The 17115-nt window shown below is 58.6% G+C and carries 15 protein-coding genes; 6 read left to right on the top strand and 9 right to left on the bottom strand.

The genetic code is table 11. The features are described 5' to 3' along the window. Positions 1 to 54: 54 nt before the first annotated feature. The 4 genes from F8N62_RS17710 to xylA all read right to left on the bottom strand — a co-directional run bounded on the left by F8N62_RS17710 (position 55) and on the right by xylA (position 5369). The gene (locus F8N62_RS17710; protein WP_150711880.1) at positions 55 to 1191 is read right to left on the bottom strand and encodes a sugar ABC transporter permease; all 1137 of its coding nucleotides are present in this window, start codon (positions 1189 to 1191) and stop codon (positions 55 to 57) included. Then, positions 1192 to 2748 carry a D-xylose ABC transporter ATP-binding protein gene (gene xylG, locus F8N62_RS17715; protein WP_150711881.1) on the bottom strand — a complete coding sequence of 519 codons (1557 nt, stop codon included), beginning with the start codon at positions 2746 to 2748 and terminating at the stop codon, positions 1192 to 1194. It lies immediately after the preceding gene. Positions 2749 to 2901: 153 nt separating this feature from the next. Continuing rightward, the gene (gene xylF, locus F8N62_RS17725) at positions 2902 to 3903 is read right to left on the bottom strand and encodes a D-xylose ABC transporter substrate-binding protein (protein ID WP_150711882.1); all 1002 of its coding nucleotides are present in this window, start codon (positions 3901 to 3903) and stop codon (positions 2902 to 2904) included. Positions 3904 to 4052: 149 nt separating this feature from the next. Further along, positions 4053 to 5369: a xylose isomerase gene (gene xylA, locus F8N62_RS17730; protein WP_150711883.1), complete on the bottom strand. Its 1317-nt coding sequence runs from the start codon at positions 5367 to 5369 to the stop codon at positions 4053 to 4055. A 176-nt stretch (positions 5370 to 5545) separates the two neighbouring features. Here xylA and F8N62_RS17735 point away from each other — a divergent pair, with 176 nt between their 5' ends. Continuing rightward, positions 5546 to 6733, top strand: a complete 1188-nt coding sequence (locus F8N62_RS17735) for a XylR family transcriptional regulator (RefSeq protein ID WP_150711884.1) — start codon at positions 5546 to 5548, stop codon at positions 6731 to 6733. Positions 6734 to 6788: 55 nt separating this feature from the next. Here F8N62_RS17735 and F8N62_RS17740 read toward each other — a convergent pair whose 3' ends face one another. Then, positions 6789 to 7706 carry a LysR family transcriptional regulator gene (locus F8N62_RS17740; RefSeq protein WP_224791379.1) on the bottom strand — a complete coding sequence of 306 codons (918 nt, stop codon included), beginning with the start codon at positions 7704 to 7706 and terminating at the stop codon, positions 6789 to 6791. A gap of 214 nt (positions 7707 to 7920) precedes the next feature. On the opposite strand from F8N62_RS17740, the gene F8N62_RS17745 reads away from it, so the two are divergent. Genes F8N62_RS17745 through F8N62_RS17765 form a run of 5 tightly spaced genes read left to right on the top strand, consistent with a single transcriptional unit; the run spans position 7921 to position 12217 of the window. Further along, the gene (locus tag F8N62_RS17745; protein WP_150711886.1) at positions 7921 to 8943 is read left to right on the top strand and encodes an asparaginase; all 1023 of its coding nucleotides are present in this window, start codon (positions 7921 to 7923) and stop codon (positions 8941 to 8943) included. A 51-nt stretch (positions 8944 to 8994) separates the two neighbouring features. After that, complete coding sequence (locus F8N62_RS17750; protein ID WP_150711887.1) at positions 8995 to 9759, top strand: amino acid ABC transporter ATP-binding protein; 765 nt, start codon at positions 8995 to 8997, stop codon at positions 9757 to 9759. 38 nt (positions 9760 to 9797) lie between these two features. Further along, positions 9798 to 10640 carry a glutamate ABC transporter substrate-binding protein gene (locus F8N62_RS17755; RefSeq protein ID WP_150711888.1) on the top strand — a complete coding sequence of 281 codons (843 nt, stop codon included), beginning with the start codon at positions 9798 to 9800 and terminating at the stop codon, positions 10638 to 10640. Positions 10641 to 10661: 21 nt separating this feature from the next. Continuing rightward, positions 10662 to 11294 carry an amino acid ABC transporter permease gene (locus F8N62_RS17760; RefSeq protein WP_150711889.1) on the top strand — a complete coding sequence of 211 codons (633 nt, stop codon included), beginning with the start codon at positions 10662 to 10664 and terminating at the stop codon, positions 11292 to 11294. Then, complete coding sequence (locus F8N62_RS17765; protein ID WP_150711890.1) at positions 11291 to 12217, top strand: amino acid ABC transporter permease; 927 nt, start codon at positions 11291 to 11293, stop codon at positions 12215 to 12217. Before F8N62_RS17760 ends, F8N62_RS17765 begins: the two co-directional genes overlap by 4 nt. A 114-nt stretch (positions 12218 to 12331) precedes the next feature. Here the strand turns inward: F8N62_RS17765 and F8N62_RS17770 are convergent, their stop codons facing one another. The 4 genes from F8N62_RS17770 to F8N62_RS17785 all read right to left on the bottom strand — a co-directional run bounded on the left by F8N62_RS17770 (position 12332) and on the right by F8N62_RS17785 (position 17107). Next, positions 12332 to 13528, bottom strand: coding sequence for a patatin-like phospholipase family protein (locus tag F8N62_RS17770; protein ID WP_150711891.1), 1197 nt, complete (start codon positions 13526 to 13528; stop codon positions 12332 to 12334). A 236-nt stretch (positions 13529 to 13764) separates the two neighbouring features. Then, complete coding sequence (locus F8N62_RS17775; protein WP_150711892.1) at positions 13765 to 15090, bottom strand: epoxide hydrolase family protein; 1326 nt, start codon at positions 15088 to 15090, stop codon at positions 13765 to 13767. A 147-nt stretch (positions 15091 to 15237) separates the two neighbouring features. Continuing rightward, positions 15238 to 16158, bottom strand: a complete 921-nt coding sequence (locus F8N62_RS17780) for a ketopantoate reductase family protein (RefSeq protein WP_150711893.1) — start codon at positions 16156 to 16158, stop codon at positions 15238 to 15240. A 40-nt stretch (positions 16159 to 16198) separates the two neighbouring features. Next, entirely contained in the window at positions 16199 to 17107 is a 909-nt protein-coding gene (locus F8N62_RS17785; RefSeq protein WP_150711894.1) for an alpha/beta fold hydrolase, read from the bottom strand. Positions 17108 to 17115: the final 8 nt, after the last annotated feature.

Consider the following 17115-nt stretch of genomic DNA (forward strand, 5'->3'; position numbering starts at 1 on the left):
CCAAGCGCGTCGGAGTGACGTTAGTCTCATCCTGCGAAAGACCACACCACCAGATCAACGTCGTCCGGTCCGAGTGCTCACATCCACCCACACGGCCAACACGAGAATGCTGCCCTTGACGATCATCTGCCAATAACTGTCGACGTCGAGCATGGACATGCCGTTGTCCAGGCTGGTGATGACCAGGGCGCCGAGGAGGGCGCCGTAGACGGTGCCGGAGCCGCCGCGCATGGAGGTGCCGCCGATGAAGCACGCGGCGATGGCGTCGAGTTCGCCCATGCTGCCGGCGGAGGGTGAACCGGCGGCCAGGCGTGCGGTGTTGACCACACCGGCGAAGGCGCACATCACGCCCATGATCCCGAAAATCCAGAGCTTCACGGCCTGCACGTTGATACCGGACAGGCGCGTCGCTTCCATGTTGCTGCCCACGGAATACACGCGTCGGCCGAAGACGGTCTGACTGGCCACGTAGCTGAACCCGCCCAGTAGGACTAGCAGAAGCAGGACCGGTACGGGAATGCCGTCGTAGCTGTTGAGGGTCTGGACAAAGCCGGCCAGCACCGCGCCGATCAACAGCACGCGTACAACGTCGCGTGCCAGTGAATGTGCAGCCAGGCCGTGAAGCGCGCGATTGCGCCGTTGCTTCCAGGTCAGGAACAACGTCAGTGCGAACAGCAGAACGCCCAGGCCCGTGCCGATCGTGTGTGGCAAATAACCCTGGCCAATGTAGACGAGTTCCGGCGATACCGGGGCGATGGTCGTGCCGCCGGTAATCCCCAGCAAAATGCCCCGGAAAGCCAGCATGCCTCCCAGCCCGACGATGAAGGACGGAATCCGCAGGTAGGCGGCCATGTAGCCGTTGGCGAGGCCGATCAGCAGTCCGCACAGGGCCACAAGGCTCAGGTTCGCCAGCAACGGTATGTGGTAGACCACGTCGAGAATAGCCGCGACGCCACCGAGCAGGCCCAGCAATGAGCCGACCGATAAATCGATCTCGCCGCTGATGATGACCAACACCATGCCGCAGGCGAGAATCCCGGTAATGGACATCTGGCGCAGCAGGTTGGAGAGGTTGCGCGGCGTCAGGAATCCGCCCTCGGTCTGCCAACTGAAGAACAGCCAGATAAACGCCACGGCAAACACCAGCGCGAGCATCTTGTAGCGGGTGAAGAGTTGTTTGACCTGATTCATTTACGCGGACTTCCGATCATTATTGTTATGGCCATCAGGTTGGCTGAGTGCGGCGCCGAGCAGCTGTTCCTGGGTGAGTCCGTGGTTGATGAAGTCACCGCGCAACTGGCCTTCGCCGATCACCAGAACGCGGTCGGAAACGCCGAGCACTTCGGCCAGCTCTGACGACACCATGATGATCGACACGCCTTCGGCCGCCAGCGCCCCCATCAGCTTGTAGATCTCGTACTTGGCGCCGACATCCACACCTCGGGTGGGCTCATCGAGAATCAGCACCCGGGGTTTGGTCAGCAGCATCTTCGCCAATACGGCTTTTTGCTGATTGCCGCCGGACAGGCTAGTGATCGGCAGGAAAGGGCTCGCGGTCTTGAGGTGCAAGCGCGAAATTTCCCTATCTATGCTGCCCAGTTCGGCCTCGGCGTCGATGCGGGTCAGTTTCGAGTAACTGTCGAGCACGGCCAGGGTGATGTTCTGGCCGACGCCCAGGTCTGGAATGATGCCCTGGCGCTTGCGGTCCTCGGGCACCAGGCACAGGCCGGCACGGATTGATTTGAGCGGCGTGCGGGTGTCGATGAGTTGACCGTCCAGCCAGACTTCGCCTTCGTGGCGACCGGGGTAGGCGCCGAACAGCGCTGTCACCAGTTCGGTGCGGCCTGCGCCGACCAGCCCGGCAATGCCGAGGATTTCCTCGCGTTTGAGGCTGAACGAAATATCGTCGACCCGTTTGCGCCTGGGGTTGTCGACGTCGTAGCAGGTGATGTGGCGAGCCTCGAAAATCACCTCGCCAATGTTGTGTGGCTCGGTGGGGTAGAGGTTGCTCATTTCCCGTCCGACCATCTGGGTGATGATCTGTGGAATATCCATGTCCGCCATGGCCGTCGTGGCGATGTGTTTACCGTCACGGATCACCGAAATGGTGTCGCACACGGCGGCTACTTCATCGAGCTTGTGGGAGATGTAGACACAGGCAACACCCTTGGCCTTGAGGTCGCGGATGATGTCCAGCAGCACCTCGATTTCCGAACGGGTCAGGGCCGATGAAGGCTCGTCGAGGATCAGCAAGCGCGCGTGCTTGTTCAGTGCCTTGGCGATTTCCACCAATTGCTGATAGCCGCCGCCGTACTGCGAAACGGGCAGCGATACGTTCATGTCCGGCACTTTCAATTCACGCATCAGGGTTTCGGCGCGGTGGATCATCGCCGGGTAATTCATTCGTCCACCGGGCAGCGTCAGTTCATGGCCCATGAAAATGTTCTCTGCCACCGACAGGTCGGGCACCAGCGTCAGCTCCTGGTGAATGATGACGATGCCGGCGGCTTCCGTTTCGCTGATCGATTGCGCCTTGAGCGGTTGACCATCCCAGAAGATTTCACCGTCCCAGGTGCCATGGGGGTAGACCGCGGATAGGATCTTCATCAACGTGGATTTGCCGGCGCCATTCTCGCCGCACAGCCCGACGCATTCCCCCGGCTTGACCTTGATGTCGATGCCATTGAGCGCTTTGACACCGCCGAAGGTTTTGACGATACCGTTCATTTGCAGCAGATAGTCGGACATGGCAGAGCCTCATACGCGGCAGAATTCTGACTGTAGGAGCGAGCTTGCTCGCGAAAAAATCGAGGACGACGCAATAGTCCTGCAGGTGCGCGTCATCGTTGGCGTTTTTCGCGAGCGAGCTCGCTCCTACAGGGAGGCGTGACGGGGTGATGATTACTGCCCGGCTATCTGCGCCTTGGTGTAAAACCCGTCCTGTTCCAGCAGGTCGATGTTGTCCTTGGTCAACGGAGTCGGAGTGAGCAGGATGGTGGCGACTTTTTTGCTGCCGTTGTCGTACTGCGAGCTGTAGGCGGGTTTCTCGTTACGCGCCAGTTGCACCGAGAGCTTGGCGGCTTCGGTGGCGATGAGTTTGAGCGGTTTGTACACGGTCATGGTTTGCGTGCCGGCGATCACTCGCTTGACCGCTGCAAGGTCTGCGTCCTGCCCCGAAATCGGCACCTTGCCGGCCAGTTGCTGAGAGGCCAGTGCCTGGATGGCGCCGCCTGCCGTGGCGTCGTTGGAGGCGACGATGCCGTCGATTTTGTTGTCGTTGCGGGTCAAGGCGTTTTCAACAATGCTCAGCGCTTCGGTAGGGTTCCATTCTTTCACCCATTGTTGACCGACGATCTTGATATCCCCCTTGTCGATGGCCGGTTGCAGCACTTTCATCTGACCTTCGCGCAGGACTTTTGCGTTGTTGTCGGTGGGCGCACCACCGAGCAGGAAGTAATTGCCCTTGGGCGCTGCGTGCAGCACGCCGCTGGCCTGCATCTCGCCGACCTTCTCGTTATCGAAGGAAATGTAGGCGTCGATATCCGCGTTGAGGATCAGGCGGTCATAGGACACGACCTTGATCCCGGCTTTCTTCGCTTCGGCCACTGCATTGGTCAGGACCGTCGCGTTGAACGGCACGATGACGATCACATCGACGCCACGGGAAATGAGGTTTTCAATTTGCGCAATCTGCTTTTGCTCGTTGGCATCGGCCGACTGTACGAAGACCTTGGCGTCCATTTTCTCCGCTGCCGCAACGAAGTAATCACGGTCACGCGACCAGCGTTCCAGCCGCAGATCATCAATGGAGAAACCGATTTTCGGATGGGCAGCATCGGCCATTACCGGTAGCGACAGCAGCGCCAGGGCGCTGGCCAATAGCACGCGTTGTACATTCTTCATGGTGGTGCGTCCTTTTATTTTTGTTTGAAAGACACTGCCTGACGATGAGTCTCGGGCTGGTAGAACTGTAGAGAATCGGCAGACGCAGCGGACACAGATTTGTCGTGCGAATGTCACAGCGTTGTTGCGCCCGCAGACTCCGTTGGCGATCAGCGATAGATGAACCGGTTGACGACGTTTTCGAGCATTTCCTGCCTACCGCTGACGGCCTGTGGATTCAGTTCGTTGGCGAAGGCATGTTCGGCCAATGACTGGAGGTTGAACTCACCTTTCAGCACCGCCTGCCCGAACGGCTGCTGCCAGCCGGCGTAGCGTTGATCCTTGAGCAACTGAAGCTGGTCGTTCTGCACCATGGCGGCTGCCCGCTCAAGGGACAGGGCGAGGACGTCCATTGCGCCGACGTGACCATGGAACAGATCGATCTCATCGAGGCTCTGGCGGCGGACCTTGGAGTCGAAGTTGTACCCGCCATTCTTGAACCCGCCGGCCTTGAGGATTTCATAGGTGGCCAGGGTCATTTCTTCGACGCTGTTGGGAAATTGATCGGTGTCCCAGCCGTTTTGCGGATCGCCGCGGTTGGCGTCGATGCTGCCAAAGATCCCCAGTGAGACGGCGGTCGCAATCTCGTGATGAAAGCTATGACCGGCCAGGGTTGCGTGGTTGGCCTCGATGTTGACCTTGATTTCCTTTTCCAGGCCGAACTGCTGGAGAAAACCAAACACGGTGGCGCTGTCGTAATCGTATTGATGCTTGGTCGGCTCCTGCGGCTTGGGTTCGATCAGCAGGTCGCCTTTGAAACCGATCTTGTGCTTGTGCTCGACCACCATGCGCATGAAGCGGCCCAGTTGTTCGCGTTCACGTTTCAGGTCGGTATTGAGCAGGGTTTCGTAGCCTTCGCGGCCGCCCCACAACACGTAGTTGGACCCTTTCAGGCGTTGGGTCGCGTTAATGGCGGTGAAGACCTGGGCAGCGGCGAAGGCAAACACCTCGGGGTCCGGGTTGCTGGCGGCCCCGGCGGCAAAGCGCGGATTGCTGAAGCAGTTGGCGGTTCCCCACAGCAGCTTGATCCCGCTTTCTTCCTGGTGTCGCTCCAGGTGATCAATCATTTGCGCGAAGTGGTTGCGGTACTCCCTCAGAGAATTGCCTTCCGGGGCGACATCCGTGTCGTGGAAGCAGTAATAGTCGATACCCAGTTTGGAGAAGAACTCGAACGCGGCTTCCGCCTTGCCAATGGCCAGCTCCATCGGGTCGCCGGCGTGTTGCCATGGGCGCTTGAACGTTCCTGCGCCGAACACATCGGACCCCGACCAGACGAAGGTGTGCCAATAACAGGCGGCCATGCGCAAGTGTTCGCGCATGGGCTTGCCGAGGATGATTTTGTCGGCGTCGTAGTGTCGGAAGGCGAGGGGAGAATCGCTGGCAGGGCCTTCGTAGCGAATCCGGTCGATATCGGGGAAGTACGGCATTGGCAATGTCCTTGTTGTACTTGGCGGTGTCTCGATACTACCAACGGCCCCCTGCCTGCTGATTATGAAAATCACCAACACAGGGTGCGATTTTGCGTATTGAGATTCGCCGTCTGCGCGCCTAGTCTGTGCAAATCGCCGCCGTGACAAGGGGCCCCGGAATAAGCCTGAACACAATGAAAACAGTACCGCCTGTTCACCGCATCGCACTGTTGTTCAACGGCAGCAAAATCTATGACCGGGGCATCATCAGCGGCATCGGCAACTACCTGAGCAGCACTCGCGCGTCCTGGGACCTGTTCCTGGAAGAGGATTTTCTCTGCCGGTTGAAAGGGATCGAGCGCTGGCAAGGGGATGGGATCATTGCCGACTTCGACGATCCGCTGATTGGCGAAGCGCTGGCCGACATCAAGTTGCCGGTGGTGGCGGTGGGGGGTTCCTATCAGGATGAGCGGGCCTACCCGAAAGGAATTCCTTACGTCGCTACCGACAATAACGCACTGATCACCCTTGCTTACGCGCACTTGATCGAGGCGGGGCTACAGCGTTTTGCCTGCTTCAGCCTGCCTGAAGCTCAGACCAATCGTTGGGCGCAGGAGCGGGAAAAAGCCTTTCGACGACTGATGCAACGCGACGGCTTGCGCGCCGAGGTCTATCGCGGCATGGGCACCAGCGCACCGCTCTGGGACAGCGCCGTCGAACAACTGATCGCCTGGCTCCAAAGCCTGCCAAAGCCCATTGGTATCATTGCTGTCAGTGACGCCCGCGCCCGACAGTTGCTGCAAGCCTGCCTGACCGCCGGAATCGCCGTGCCGGAGCAGGTGGCATTAATCGGTATCGACAACGACCCCCTGACACGCAGCCTGACCCGAGTCCCCCTGAGCTCGGTCATCCAGGGCACCGAAACCATGGGCCGCACCGCCGCGCAACTGCTGCACCAGATGCTGCACGGCATGCCGTCCACGGGCACGCACATCCTGATCCCGCCGGAGGCGATCAACGTGCAGGTGTCGAGTTTGCACCAGCCGTTGGGCAACCCCTACGTCATGCAAGCGCTATTGTTCATTCGCCAATATGCCTGCCAGGGCATCAAGACCGCGCAAGTGGCGGCTTATGTCGGCGTCTCGCGTTCATCGCTGGAATCGTACTTTCGCACGGTGCGAGGCTGCAGCGTGCACGACGAGATTCTGCGTTTCAAATTGGCGACGGCTACGAGCGGGTTGGAAAATACCGACACCGCGATTGCGGACATCGCCCGCACTTGCGGTTTCAAATCTGCACAATATCTACACACGGTGTTTCGTCGTGAGTTTGGCTGTACGCCTCGTGAATATCAGCAGGGTGTGCGGGTATCGTCAGATTGATTGCTGGACATAACAATGCTCTCCGGTGGCGGGTGAGTTGTGAGAGAGCACTGGCTCATGACCGACACTTGAAAAGCTCCGGAGGCAGTTCGCCTATGCCCTTGAGTCGGTCTTCAAGAAAGTCGCGCAGCACCCTGACTTTCGTCGAGTAACGTCGATTGGGAAGGTAAGCCATGTAGATTTGGTTCCCGGTCAGTGAATTAACCAACCGATATTCAGGCAACACGATTTGCAACTCACCGCTCAAGAGCTGGTCACGCACCAGCCAGATTTCAAATTCTGCAATACCCAGGCCCCCACAGACGGCTTCAAGCAGCAGCTCCGAGTTGTCCGATTGCAAATTGCCCTTGGGGAAAATCGAGTGCTTGACGTCATCCTTCGTGAAGTACCAATGGGGATCGCTGTCGGGGTGCAGGTAGATCAGGCAATTGTGCGCACTGAGTTCGGCGGGGGTGGCTGGATGCCCGTTTCGCGCCAGATAGTCGGGTGTGGCGCACAGCAATGAATCGTTGCGGCAGATGGGGTAGGCGACCAGGTTCGTCAGATGATTTTCGCCCTCGTGAATATCGAGATCAAAGCCGCCTACGATCATGTCATTGTGGTTGTCGGTCAACCGCAGATCCATTTGGATACCCGGATACATCTGCAGGAATGGCGCGATCAGCGGGGCGAGGAACCGTCTGCCGAATGCCACCGGCGAAACGAGTTTCAAGGGACCGCTGGGTGCAAGATTGAGATCGCTGACGACACGCAAGGTGTCGTCCAGGTCCGCGATCATCGACAACGCCCGCGCGTGATAGATCTGGCCTGCTTCCGTCAGGGCGACGATGTGCGTGGTGCGATGCAGCAGGGTCGTGCCCAGGGATTTTTCCAGCGTCGTGATCATGCGGGTCAGGGTTGAAGGGGAGACGTGCATTTCCCTGGCCGCTGCGGAAAAGGTGCCCGATTCCACTACTTTGACCAGTGCTCTCATGACTCCCAGATGATCTATTCGTGTCGTTTCAGACGTCATGTTGGTGTGGTTGCCTTTGCGCCGGGTGCAAAACCGAATTCTATTTCGCGATATTCCATCAGTATTTGACTGAATATAGACTCATTTTCCATCGGAGTGCGCACGTCGTTCATCCAGCCGACCCGCCGATAGGGACGTTGATCCCTCTGGCGAATTTTGGAGTATCGAGATCACCATGGATTTTCCAGCACACGTTCCATTGGCCATTGCTACCCGAAACGAACACGTGGAGCGCATCCACTGGGGATCGGTGGCTGTCGTTGATAACGAAGGCAGTTTGCTGGCCTATGCCGGCGACCCCGGTTCGATGATGTTTTCCCGCTCCACGCTTAAGCCGTTCCAGGCCATTCCGTTCGTCCGGGACGGCGGAGTCGAGCACTTCGGCTTCTCCGATGAGCAAGTGGCGATAATGTGCGCCAGTCACTCGGGCGAAACCGCACACGTGAATGCCGTAAGTGGCATGCTCTCGAAAATCCAGCGAGCCTCCACTGACTTGGGATGTGGTTGCCATCTGCCCGATTTCTACACCGCGGACAATCTGCCGCCCCAGGGTTTTCGCTACGACCAACGCCACCACAACTGTTCCGGCAAGCACAGCGGTTTCCTCGCCTATTGCCGCCTGCATGGTTTGGCCAACGAAACCTATCTGTCCCCCGAACATGCCTTGCAGCGCGACATCCAGCGGGTAGTCGCGGCGTTGACAGGGGTTGCGGAGAATCAGCTCTGGACCGGAATCGACGGCTGCAACGCGCCAAACCTCGGCATGCCGTTGTCGCGCCTGGCTCTGTTGTGGGCGCGGTTGGCCAGCGCTGAGGGTTGTGGCGACGCCAGCCTCGATCCCGTATTGCGTCGGCTGTTCGATGCCATGAGCAGTCATCCGGAAATGGTCTCGGGGACCGGTCGCGCCGACTTGGGCATTACCCTGTCTTCGAATGGCGACTGGGTCGCAAAAACCGGTGCCGATGGCGTGCAGACGGTCGGCATCCGCAGCCGTGGCCTGGGTGTGGCAGTCAAGATCAGTGACGGCGATTTCGCCAGCGTGTTCGCGGTGACCATTGCCGTTCTCAAACAACTGGGGCTGCTGGATCAGGACAGCGACAATCCGCTGCTGGCGCCGTGGGCCGATCCGGTGTTGAGAAGTTACAACGGTTCGCGCGCCGGCCAATTGAAAGCCACGGTGCAATTGAAGTTCGTTTAGTTCGGGGTGCCTGCCGGGCACGTGTCAGATCTTTGAGGCAGACCAGAAACCATGCAATCGGCTCAATTGCTCACTCAACAAACGCCTGCCATTTCACTGCGCGCCGTCAACAAGTTTTTCGGCAGTCAGCAAGTGCTGTTTGATGTTGACCTGGAGGTACAGCCTGGCGAGGTGGTGGTGATCATCGGCCCGTCCGGCTCTGGCAAATCGACCCTGTGCCGTTGCATCAACCGCCTCGAAACCGTCACCACTGGCGATATCTTTCTGCACGGCGAGCGCCTGCCGGAAGAGGGCGGGGCACTGGCCAAGATGCGCGCGAAGGTCGGAATGGTCTTCCAGAGTTTCAACCTGTTTTCCCATCGCACTGCGTTGCAGAACGTAGCGATGGGCCCACGCAAAGTCCTCGGCATGCGTGGCGCGGATGCAGACGCCTGGGCCTTGCAACTGCTTGACCAGGTCGGTCTGGCGCACAAGGGCAAGTCCTATCCCGCTGAATTGTCGGGGGGCCAGCAACAGCGTGTGGCACTGGCCCGGTCACTGGCGATGAAGCCCAGCGTGATGCTGTTTGACGAACCGACCTCGGCGCTTGATCCGGAAATGGTCAACGAGGTGCTCAAGGTCATGGTCGATCTGGCCCGCACCGGGATGACCATGGTGGTCGTCACCCATGAAATGGGGTTTGCACGCTCCGCCGCCGATCGCATCATTTTTATGGACGCCGGCCGGATCGTCGAAAGCGCTCCGCCCGAGACATTTTTCAGTGCCCCTCGCTCGGAGCGCGCCCGCGAGTTTCTGTCCAAAGTCCTTGCACACTGATTCACTCAACGACATCACAAGAACAAGAGAAAACAACCATGCGCTTAAATCGAATCGCTTCCCTCGGCATCTCCCTCCTGGCTACCTGCGTTTTCGCCTCGGTCGCGTCGGCCTCTACCGTTGAGCAGTTCCCGGCTGATTCGACCATGGCCAAGGTCCAGAAGCGCGGCAAACTGGTCGTTGGCAGCTCGCTCAATACCCTGATGTTTTCGTCGCGCAATCCCATGACCGGGGAGGTGGAAGGTTTCGAGGCTGACCTGGCCCGAATGCTGGCGAAGAAGCTCACCGGTTCCGAAGACAACATCGAATGGGTCAGCACCACGCCGGAAAACCGCATTCCGCTGGTCGAAAACAAACGCGTCGACATGGTCATCGCGACCATGACCGTGACCGATGAGCGCAAAAAGGTGATTGGCTTTGCGGGCCCGTACTACCTCGCCGGCCAGGATTCTCTGGTCCGCGCGGATGACGATTCGATCAAAAAGACCGCCGACCTGGATGGCAAGACGGTCTGCGTTCTAAGCGGCACCACCGTAGAACGCAACCTCAAGCCATTGGCGCCTGCAGCCAAGATCGTGACGTTCAGCGATGCCTCCGCCTGCGTCGAGGGGCTGATCGACAAGCGCTTCGACGCTTACGTCGACGACGGCGCAACGTTGGTCGGTGAGTCCATGCGTCAGCCCGGAAAAATGCGCGTGGTCGGGACACCGTTCACCGAAGAGCCTTACGGCATTGCAGTCATCAAGGAGGATACGGTGTGGCGTGACTGGCTCAACCGCCAACTGAGCGCCTCCATTGAGAATGGCCAGTGGAAGGAAATGTACGGTAAGGACCTGCAAGAGGGACTCGGTGCGCCACAGGTACCCGTGATCGAACCGTAAAGATAGGCAGAGGTTAGCCTGATGTCTTATATCGAACGCTTTCTGGGGGGCATTGCGGTCAGCGTGCAGCTGACCCTGCTGTCCTTTGCCATTGCGATCATTCTCGGACTGCTTCTGGCAATCATGAGGGTGAGCCCATGGCCACCCTTTCGCTGGTTTGCCAGCAGTTATGTTGAACTCATGAGAATGATGCCGCTGCTGGCATTGTTGCTGCTGTTCACTTTCGGCTTGCCGAAGCTGGGCTTCATGTACTCGCTGTTCACCTCGACGGTCCTGGTTCTGGGGCTGTATAGCGCGGCGTGGATCTGCGAGGTGGTGCGGTCCGGCATCAACACCGTGCCCATTGGGCAGATCGAAGCGGCCCGCAGTATCGGCATGCGGTTCGATCAGATACTGGGCGAAGTGGTATTGCCGCAAGCCGTGCAGTCGGTGATCGCCCCGCTGGGCAATCTGTTCATCATACAGATCAAGGCGTCCGCCATCGGCGCCGCGATCGGTGTCGCCGACATCACCTACACCGCGCAAAAAATCAACTTCGACACCGCCCTGGCAGTGCCGACGTTCCTTGGTGCAATGGCGGCCTATTTCCTGTTGACCCTTCCTGCGGGTCTGTTTTTCCGATTTCTCGAGCAAAAAATGGCGGTGCTGCGATGAGCGCGGACAATCTGCTCTACGAACCGCCGGGTCCTGTTGCCAGACGGCGTAACCGGATCATCTCGGTGATTGGCGTGGTCCTGTTGTTCTGCTTTATGTATGCGGTCGGACATCGTCTGGAGGCGAGTGGTCAGTTCGATGCTCATCGCTGGAAAATCTTCCTGCATCCGGGCACCTTGAAGTTCCTGTTTGACGGGCTGATGGCCACCTTGCTGGCTGCGGTCATCAGCACGGTACTGGCCTTCAGCCTTGCCGTACCTTTGGCGATGGCGCGGTTGTCGAACAGATTTTGGGTGCGCACGCTGGCTGCGGGCTACATTGGCTGTTTCCGTGCGGTACCGCTGCTGTTGCTGATTCTGTTTACCGTCATCCTGCTGCCTTCGATCGGGTTGCACTGGTCAGCCCTGGGCTACCTGATTTTCGGCATGGTGCTGCATCACAGCGCGATGACAGCGGAGGTTGTTCGTGCGGGTATTCTTTCGTTGGGGCGCGGGCAGAAGGAGGCCGCGCTTTCCATTGGCATGCGCGATCATCAAGCGATGATGTGGGTGGTATTGCCACAAGCGCTAAAGCTGATGTTGCCAACGTTGGTCAGTGCCGTTTTGGCGATCGTCCAGGACACGTCTCTGGGGTACATCATTCCGTACGAAGAGTTGTTGCGACGTTCACAGCAGATATCGAGCTTCGCACCGCAGTCGCTGTTGCAATCGGCGTTCATTGTCACGGTGATGTACGGGTTTGTCAGTGCGTTGCTGTTGGCACTGCGTCGCTGGATTGAACGTCGGCAGGCTTATGATTCTCGCGGTCATCGAACGAAGACCGCTATCACGGAGGGCAACTTTGGCGCAGCGGTAGAGGTTGCTCCAGTGATGCAATCGGGATTGCGGTCTGCGCCTGATCGAATGTCGGGACGGGATCAGTAGGGGGGCTATCTTACGCAGGAACGGTGCAACCGCGGCGTCGTGCTTGCACCGTCCAACAATCCTGTGACAGCCGACCGAAATCTGCTGTTTCGACATGCCCAGGTTGCGGTTGTTTTAGTGTTCAGTGCTTTCCGAATACGGCAATTTATGCCACGGATAGCCCTTGGCACTGAGTTGAAAGGCGTAATCGAATAAACGCTTCATGTACTTGCCATCGAATTTGCGATCATGGGTTACGTCAAAGTCGGCGCCAATGTACGCAAGATTGAAATCCGCTCCATCCTGCTGCGCCATTCGGTAAATACGCTCCAGGTCGCTGACGCCCTGGGTTTGAATCAATGCGCTGATGGCTCTGCCGCCGATGCTCAATGTACGGCGCTTCGTCCCCGACCACTGCGGTTCAAGCGTCCCATTACGAATGACATAGAAATGTCGGTCGTGTCGCAAAGGTGCGCCGGTGGATTTGCTCAGCGCCATGATGGTGGTAGGTGGGTAAAGAAACACTTGAGTGATGACCCCTCCGTCCACGTGCATTTCCTGAAACTGTTTACCGTCGACCTCCACATCGATCATGACGGGTGAGACTGCGCCGGAAATACTCATTGAGGCGAGCATGATGCTTCGAAAGAGGTTGAGCGCACCCTGTGCCTGGCTGCTGGCAATGGCGCCCATGTTCCAGGTGACAGGTCGCCCCGAGTCAAGGTCCGTAGTGCCAATCAGCAGAATGCGTCCTTTGGCGTATTCCGATGCAATGGCCGCGAGCGTTTCTTCGGTGACGTAGGTAGCGATGAGTCGCGACAGTGGCTTGCTGTCCGCTATTCCGTCACTGGCAAAACGGGTTAAGACGTTTCTAGAATGAAAAATGTCTTTTGGACCGATGGCATGAGAGACGTAACGAATCACGCCGTCGTACTCGGGCCCCAGGAAAGCGAACGGGGCGACCAGGGCGCCCGCGCTGATACCCGTGACCACTTTGAACGTGGGGCGGGTCCCATGCGTGGTCCATCCAGCGATCAGTCCCGCTGCGAACGCACCTGCATCGCCACCGCCGGAAACGGCCAGCATGTTCGCCAGAGGAAGGATATCGTGCGGCATCCCGGCCTCGGCAAGCACCAGGCTTTCACGCTGGTTGGACTGAACTGCATCCTCGATGAAAGGCGCCACGTCGTGGTCCAGCCGGTAGCGAGCGTCGGGAATGCCTGGAATGAGCGCCTTATCCGTCAAGGCTGGCGGAACAGCGTCCCGGCGTGGCAGACATGCTTGAAGAAACAGGTCCAGAGAGGCGCCGGGTCTGAGAGGGAATGGTTTCAAAACGGCTCCTCCGGCCTGCCGGTCGACGGCAAGCGCATTGATCGCTGAGCGTGTTGAGCCTGGCAGATGAACCTTGTAGATGGTGTTCTAGAGCGTAGAGACCTACCGCCTTATTCGCACGGACCGGGCGTCTGTTTTCGGCCCATAGCTGCCGGTCAGCACCAGCAGCATCTAGACGGGCATTGGTGTACGGCCTGCCCGGCAATTCAATGGGCAGGCCATATGCAACGTTTTACTTAACGCAAGGTGCGGAATGCTGCCCGGAGTTCTTTTGCGAACAGCTCAGGTTCTTCCCACGCCGCGAAATGTCCCCCTTTGTCTACTTCGTTGAAATAAACCAGGTTGGGATAAGCGCGCTCAGTCCAGGTCTTCGGCGCCTTGTAAATTTCGCCCGGAAATACGGTGACCGCGACAGGGATCTTGATGTCGCGGGTCTTCTGTTCCACTGCGTTGAAGTTGTTGTTGTTATTTTCCCAGTAGAGGCGCGCGGACGAGACGGCGCTATTGGTCAACCAATAGAGCGAAATGCCGTCGAGCATCTCGTCCTTGCTCAGGGATTTTTCGGCATCACCGCCGCTGTAGGTCCATTGGTTGAATTTGTCGAACATCCACGCGGCTAATCCGGCAGGTGAGTCAGACAAGCCGTACCCTACTGTCTGCGGGCGGGTACCCATCATGGCGCCGTAAGCGGCATTTTTGGCGAAGAAGGTTTTCAACGATTCATAGGCCGCGGTCTCCGAGGCCGACAGACCGGCGGGCGGAGGAGTACCGTCGCTTATTGCCTTGGCGACATCGGCGGGCACGGTAGCTGGCATGTTGACGTGTATGCCCAATAAGCCTGCCGGCGCCTGGCGCCCCATGGCGTCCGCGATCACAGAACCCCAATCGCCCCCTTGAGACACGTAGCGTTTGTAGCCCAGACGCTTCATCAATACATCCCAGGCGAGGCCAATGCGGTCGGGGTTCCAGCCGCCGCTGGTGGGCCGTTGCGAGAAACCGTAGCCGGGCATCGAGGGTATGATCACGTCAAAGGCATCTTCGGCGCGACCGCCATGGGCAGTCGGGTCGGTCAACGGGCCGATGGCCTTGGTCAGCTCCAGGATCGAACCAGGCCAGCCATGAGTGAGCAGCAGCGGCAGGGCGTTCGTGTGTTTCGATTTGACGTGGATGAACTGGATGTCGAGGCCGTCGATTTTGGTCACGAACATCGGCAAAGCATTGAGTTGTGTTTCAACCTTGCGCCAGTCGTATTGCGTGCCCCAGTAAGCCACCAGATCCTGGAGTTTCGCCAGCTGCACCCCTTGGGATTGATCGCCTACCGTTTCACGGTCTGGCCAGCGTGTGGCTAGCACTCGTTTGCGCAGGTCGGCAACCGCGTCTTCAGGGATGTTGACTTTAAAAGGACGAATCGCGCTGTCCTTCTCGACGGTGGCAGCGACCTCCGGTGTGGTGCTGGCACGGGCGTAAGTGGGCGAGACAAGCGCGAGCAGCGCGCAGGCACCTGCAATTGCTGAAACCGCTAAGAGGCTGCGCCGCAAGTGCGCAATTGATACTGAAGGCATGGTCTTTCTCCTGAAGAATATAGGCAGCGTGTGCGGGTCAGCCGCACGTGGGCCACAGGTAGATTTTCGGGGAGTCGCCTCTGATCAGAGAGACGGAGTCGGAATGGCCCGGGGCCGAGCCGTTAAGGGCTGTCCTTGCGGAACTGTTCAGGTATGTATTCGGGCTTGATAAACCAGCAAATGCGCATAGACCAAAGTCAACAGCGGCGCTTCCACACCCTTTGCGGACGCTCGCACGAGGAGATCTCCGACGATCTGATCGGCTTCGATGGCTCGGCCGGCCACCAGGTCCCGATACATCGACGATGTTTGCGGGGAGCCTTGCAGTGTGAGAAGACGATAGGCTTGCGTCAGGAATGGCTCACTGGGTTCTTGACCCGTGGCACGGACAATCGTCACCACCTCGTCAATCACTCGTGTCGCGAATTCGTGACCTCCTGCGGCCGCTACGACTTCGCCAATACTGCCTCTCATCAGGCAATTGATGCTCCCCATTGCTGCGAGCAACGTCCACTTCTCCCACATGTCCCTCAAGATCGTATGTGAGGTGTTCGCATCAAATCCGGCGTCGCGCATGAACGCGTGCACGGCTGCGAGTCGATCCGAATCACTCCCGTCCAGTTCGCCATAGGAGATATCGTTGAACGTGCCCTGCTGGATGATACGGCCACTCCCATCAAGGCTTGTCGCCACTTTGCAAGCGCACCCCAGCAAGCGTTCTGCACCGAATTTTTCCGCGATGAGATCCATGTGCCGCATGCCGTTGAGTAAGGGCAGGATGACTGTTTGGGGGCCGACAGCGGCGGCCATGTCCTGGAGCGCAGAGTCAAGCGTGTAAGCCTTGACCGCAAGCAACACGATGTCGAAGGTGCCATTGATTTGCGCTGACGTAATGAGCTGCGGCTGTATGTCGATGTCACCGGCTGGGCTTCTGACGGACAGGCCATGTTGCTCGATCAGGCGAAGTCGTTGCGGCCTTACCAGGAAGGTGACATCGCGGCCTGCGTTGGCCAGCTTCGCACCGAAAAACCCACCGGTCGAGCCGGCGCCCACGATCAAAATTCTCATTGTTAAAATCCTCGTTACAGCAGGTTGAGGCTGATCTGTGTCAGTCCAGGAACGCGTTGGCTTGAATCACAAAGTCGTCGGCATATTGGAACAGCGCGCCATGTCCCGAACTTGGGTAAATCAGCAACCTGGCGTCCGGAATGTGCTGTTGCAACGTGAATGAGTTTTGGGTCGGCACCATCACATCATTGCTGCCGTTGACCACTAAAGTGGGTTGGGAAATCTGGTTCAGTTGTGAAAATGTGCCGTCACCGGGCGAGTTCCACTTGCCGAGCGCCGCACCTTGGGCCGCGATAGCTTTCATCGAAGCGAGCTTGTCGAGGCCCTCGCTGCGCTGATGGCGCCTTTCCCAGAAGTCCCGAGCCGCCTGCTGGCTGGACGGTGCCGGATCAAAGAACAGGTAGGCGGTTTCTTCCTGTGAGGCTATCGTCTCGCGCAGGGCGATCCCCGGTACCTTTGGATCATTTCCCGGTACTCCACCGCGCGGCGACGTTCCTGCGAGGATCAGTTTGCGGACCAGCTCTGGATGCCGCAGTGCAACTTCCTGAGCCACCATGCCTCCGATTGAAAAGCCCAACACATCCACTTGCGTCAACCCGCGTGCGCGTGCAAATGCGGCGACGTTGTCGGCCATGGCTTCGAACGAATCGGGGGTTTCGCCACCGCTGAGGCCTACGCCGGCATTGTCGAACAGGTAAACCGGCCGCTGTTTTGCCAGACCATCGGTGAGTGCCGGATCCCAGTAATCCATGTTGCCGCGAAAGTGCTGAAGCAGGATGACCGGAACCCCGCTCTGCGAGCCAAGTTGACGGTAGGCATAGCGCACACCGTCCGCTTCGATGAATTGATTGGGGGCTGTATTGTGCGTAGCAGTGGGCGCCGCGAAGGCGGCGCCAGCCGTCATGACAGCAAACGCTGCGCCAAGGCCGAGCCGTTGCAAGACATTCATCTCGTACT

The sequence above is a fragment of the Pseudomonas fluorescens genome, assembly GCF_902497785.1.
Classification (GTDB): domain Bacteria; phylum Pseudomonadota; class Gammaproteobacteria; order Pseudomonadales; family Pseudomonadaceae; genus Aquipseudomonas; species Aquipseudomonas fluorescens_BO.

Bases quoted from the DNA above. Each gene is read 5' to 3' on its own strand.
- F8N62_RS17755 (WP_150711888.1), top strand. From the start codon at position 9,798: ATGCGCTTAAATCGAATCGCTTCCCTCGGCATCTCCCTCCTGGCTACC.
- F8N62_RS17785 (WP_150711894.1), bottom strand. From the start codon at position 17,107: ATGAATGTCTTGCAACGGCTCGGCCTTGGCGCAGCGTTTGCTGTCATG.
- xylF (WP_150711882.1), bottom strand. From the start codon at position 3,903: ATGAAGAATGTACAACGCGTGCTATTGGCCAGCGCCCTGGCGCTGCTG.
- F8N62_RS17765 (WP_150711890.1), top strand. From the start codon at position 11,291: ATGAGCGCGGACAATCTGCTCTACGAACCGCCGGGTCCTGTTGCCAGA.
- F8N62_RS17735 (WP_150711884.1), top strand. From the start codon at position 5,546: ATGAAAACAGTACCGCCTGTTCACCGCATCGCACTGTTGTTCAACGGC.
- F8N62_RS17760 (WP_150711889.1), top strand. From the start codon at position 10,662: ATGTCTTATATCGAACGCTTTCTGGGGGGCATTGCGGTCAGCGTGCAG.
- F8N62_RS17740 (WP_224791379.1), bottom strand. From the start codon at position 7,706: ATGAGAGCACTGGTCAAAGTAGTGGAATCGGGCACCTTTTCCGCAGCG.
- F8N62_RS17775 (WP_150711892.1), bottom strand. From the start codon at position 15,090: ATGCCTTCAGTATCAATTGCGCACTTGCGGCGCAGCCTCTTAGCGGTT.
- F8N62_RS17750 (WP_150711887.1), top strand. From the start codon at position 8,995: ATGCAATCGGCTCAATTGCTCACTCAACAAACGCCTGCCATTTCACTG.
- F8N62_RS17745 (WP_150711886.1), top strand. From the start codon at position 7,921: ATGGATTTTCCAGCACACGTTCCATTGGCCATTGCTACCCGAAACGAA.
- F8N62_RS17780 (WP_150711893.1), bottom strand. From the start codon at position 16,158: ATGAGAATTTTGATCGTGGGCGCCGGCTCGACCGGTGGGTTTTTCGGT.
- xylA (WP_150711883.1), bottom strand. From the start codon at position 5,369: ATGCCGTACTTCCCCGATATCGACCGGATTCGCTACGAAGGCCCTGCC.
- F8N62_RS17710 (WP_150711880.1), bottom strand. From the start codon at position 1,191: ATGAATCAGGTCAAACAACTCTTCACCCGCTACAAGATGCTCGCGCTG.
- xylG (WP_150711881.1), bottom strand. From the start codon at position 2,748: ATGTCCGACTATCTGCTGCAAATGAACGGTATCGTCAAAACCTTCGGC.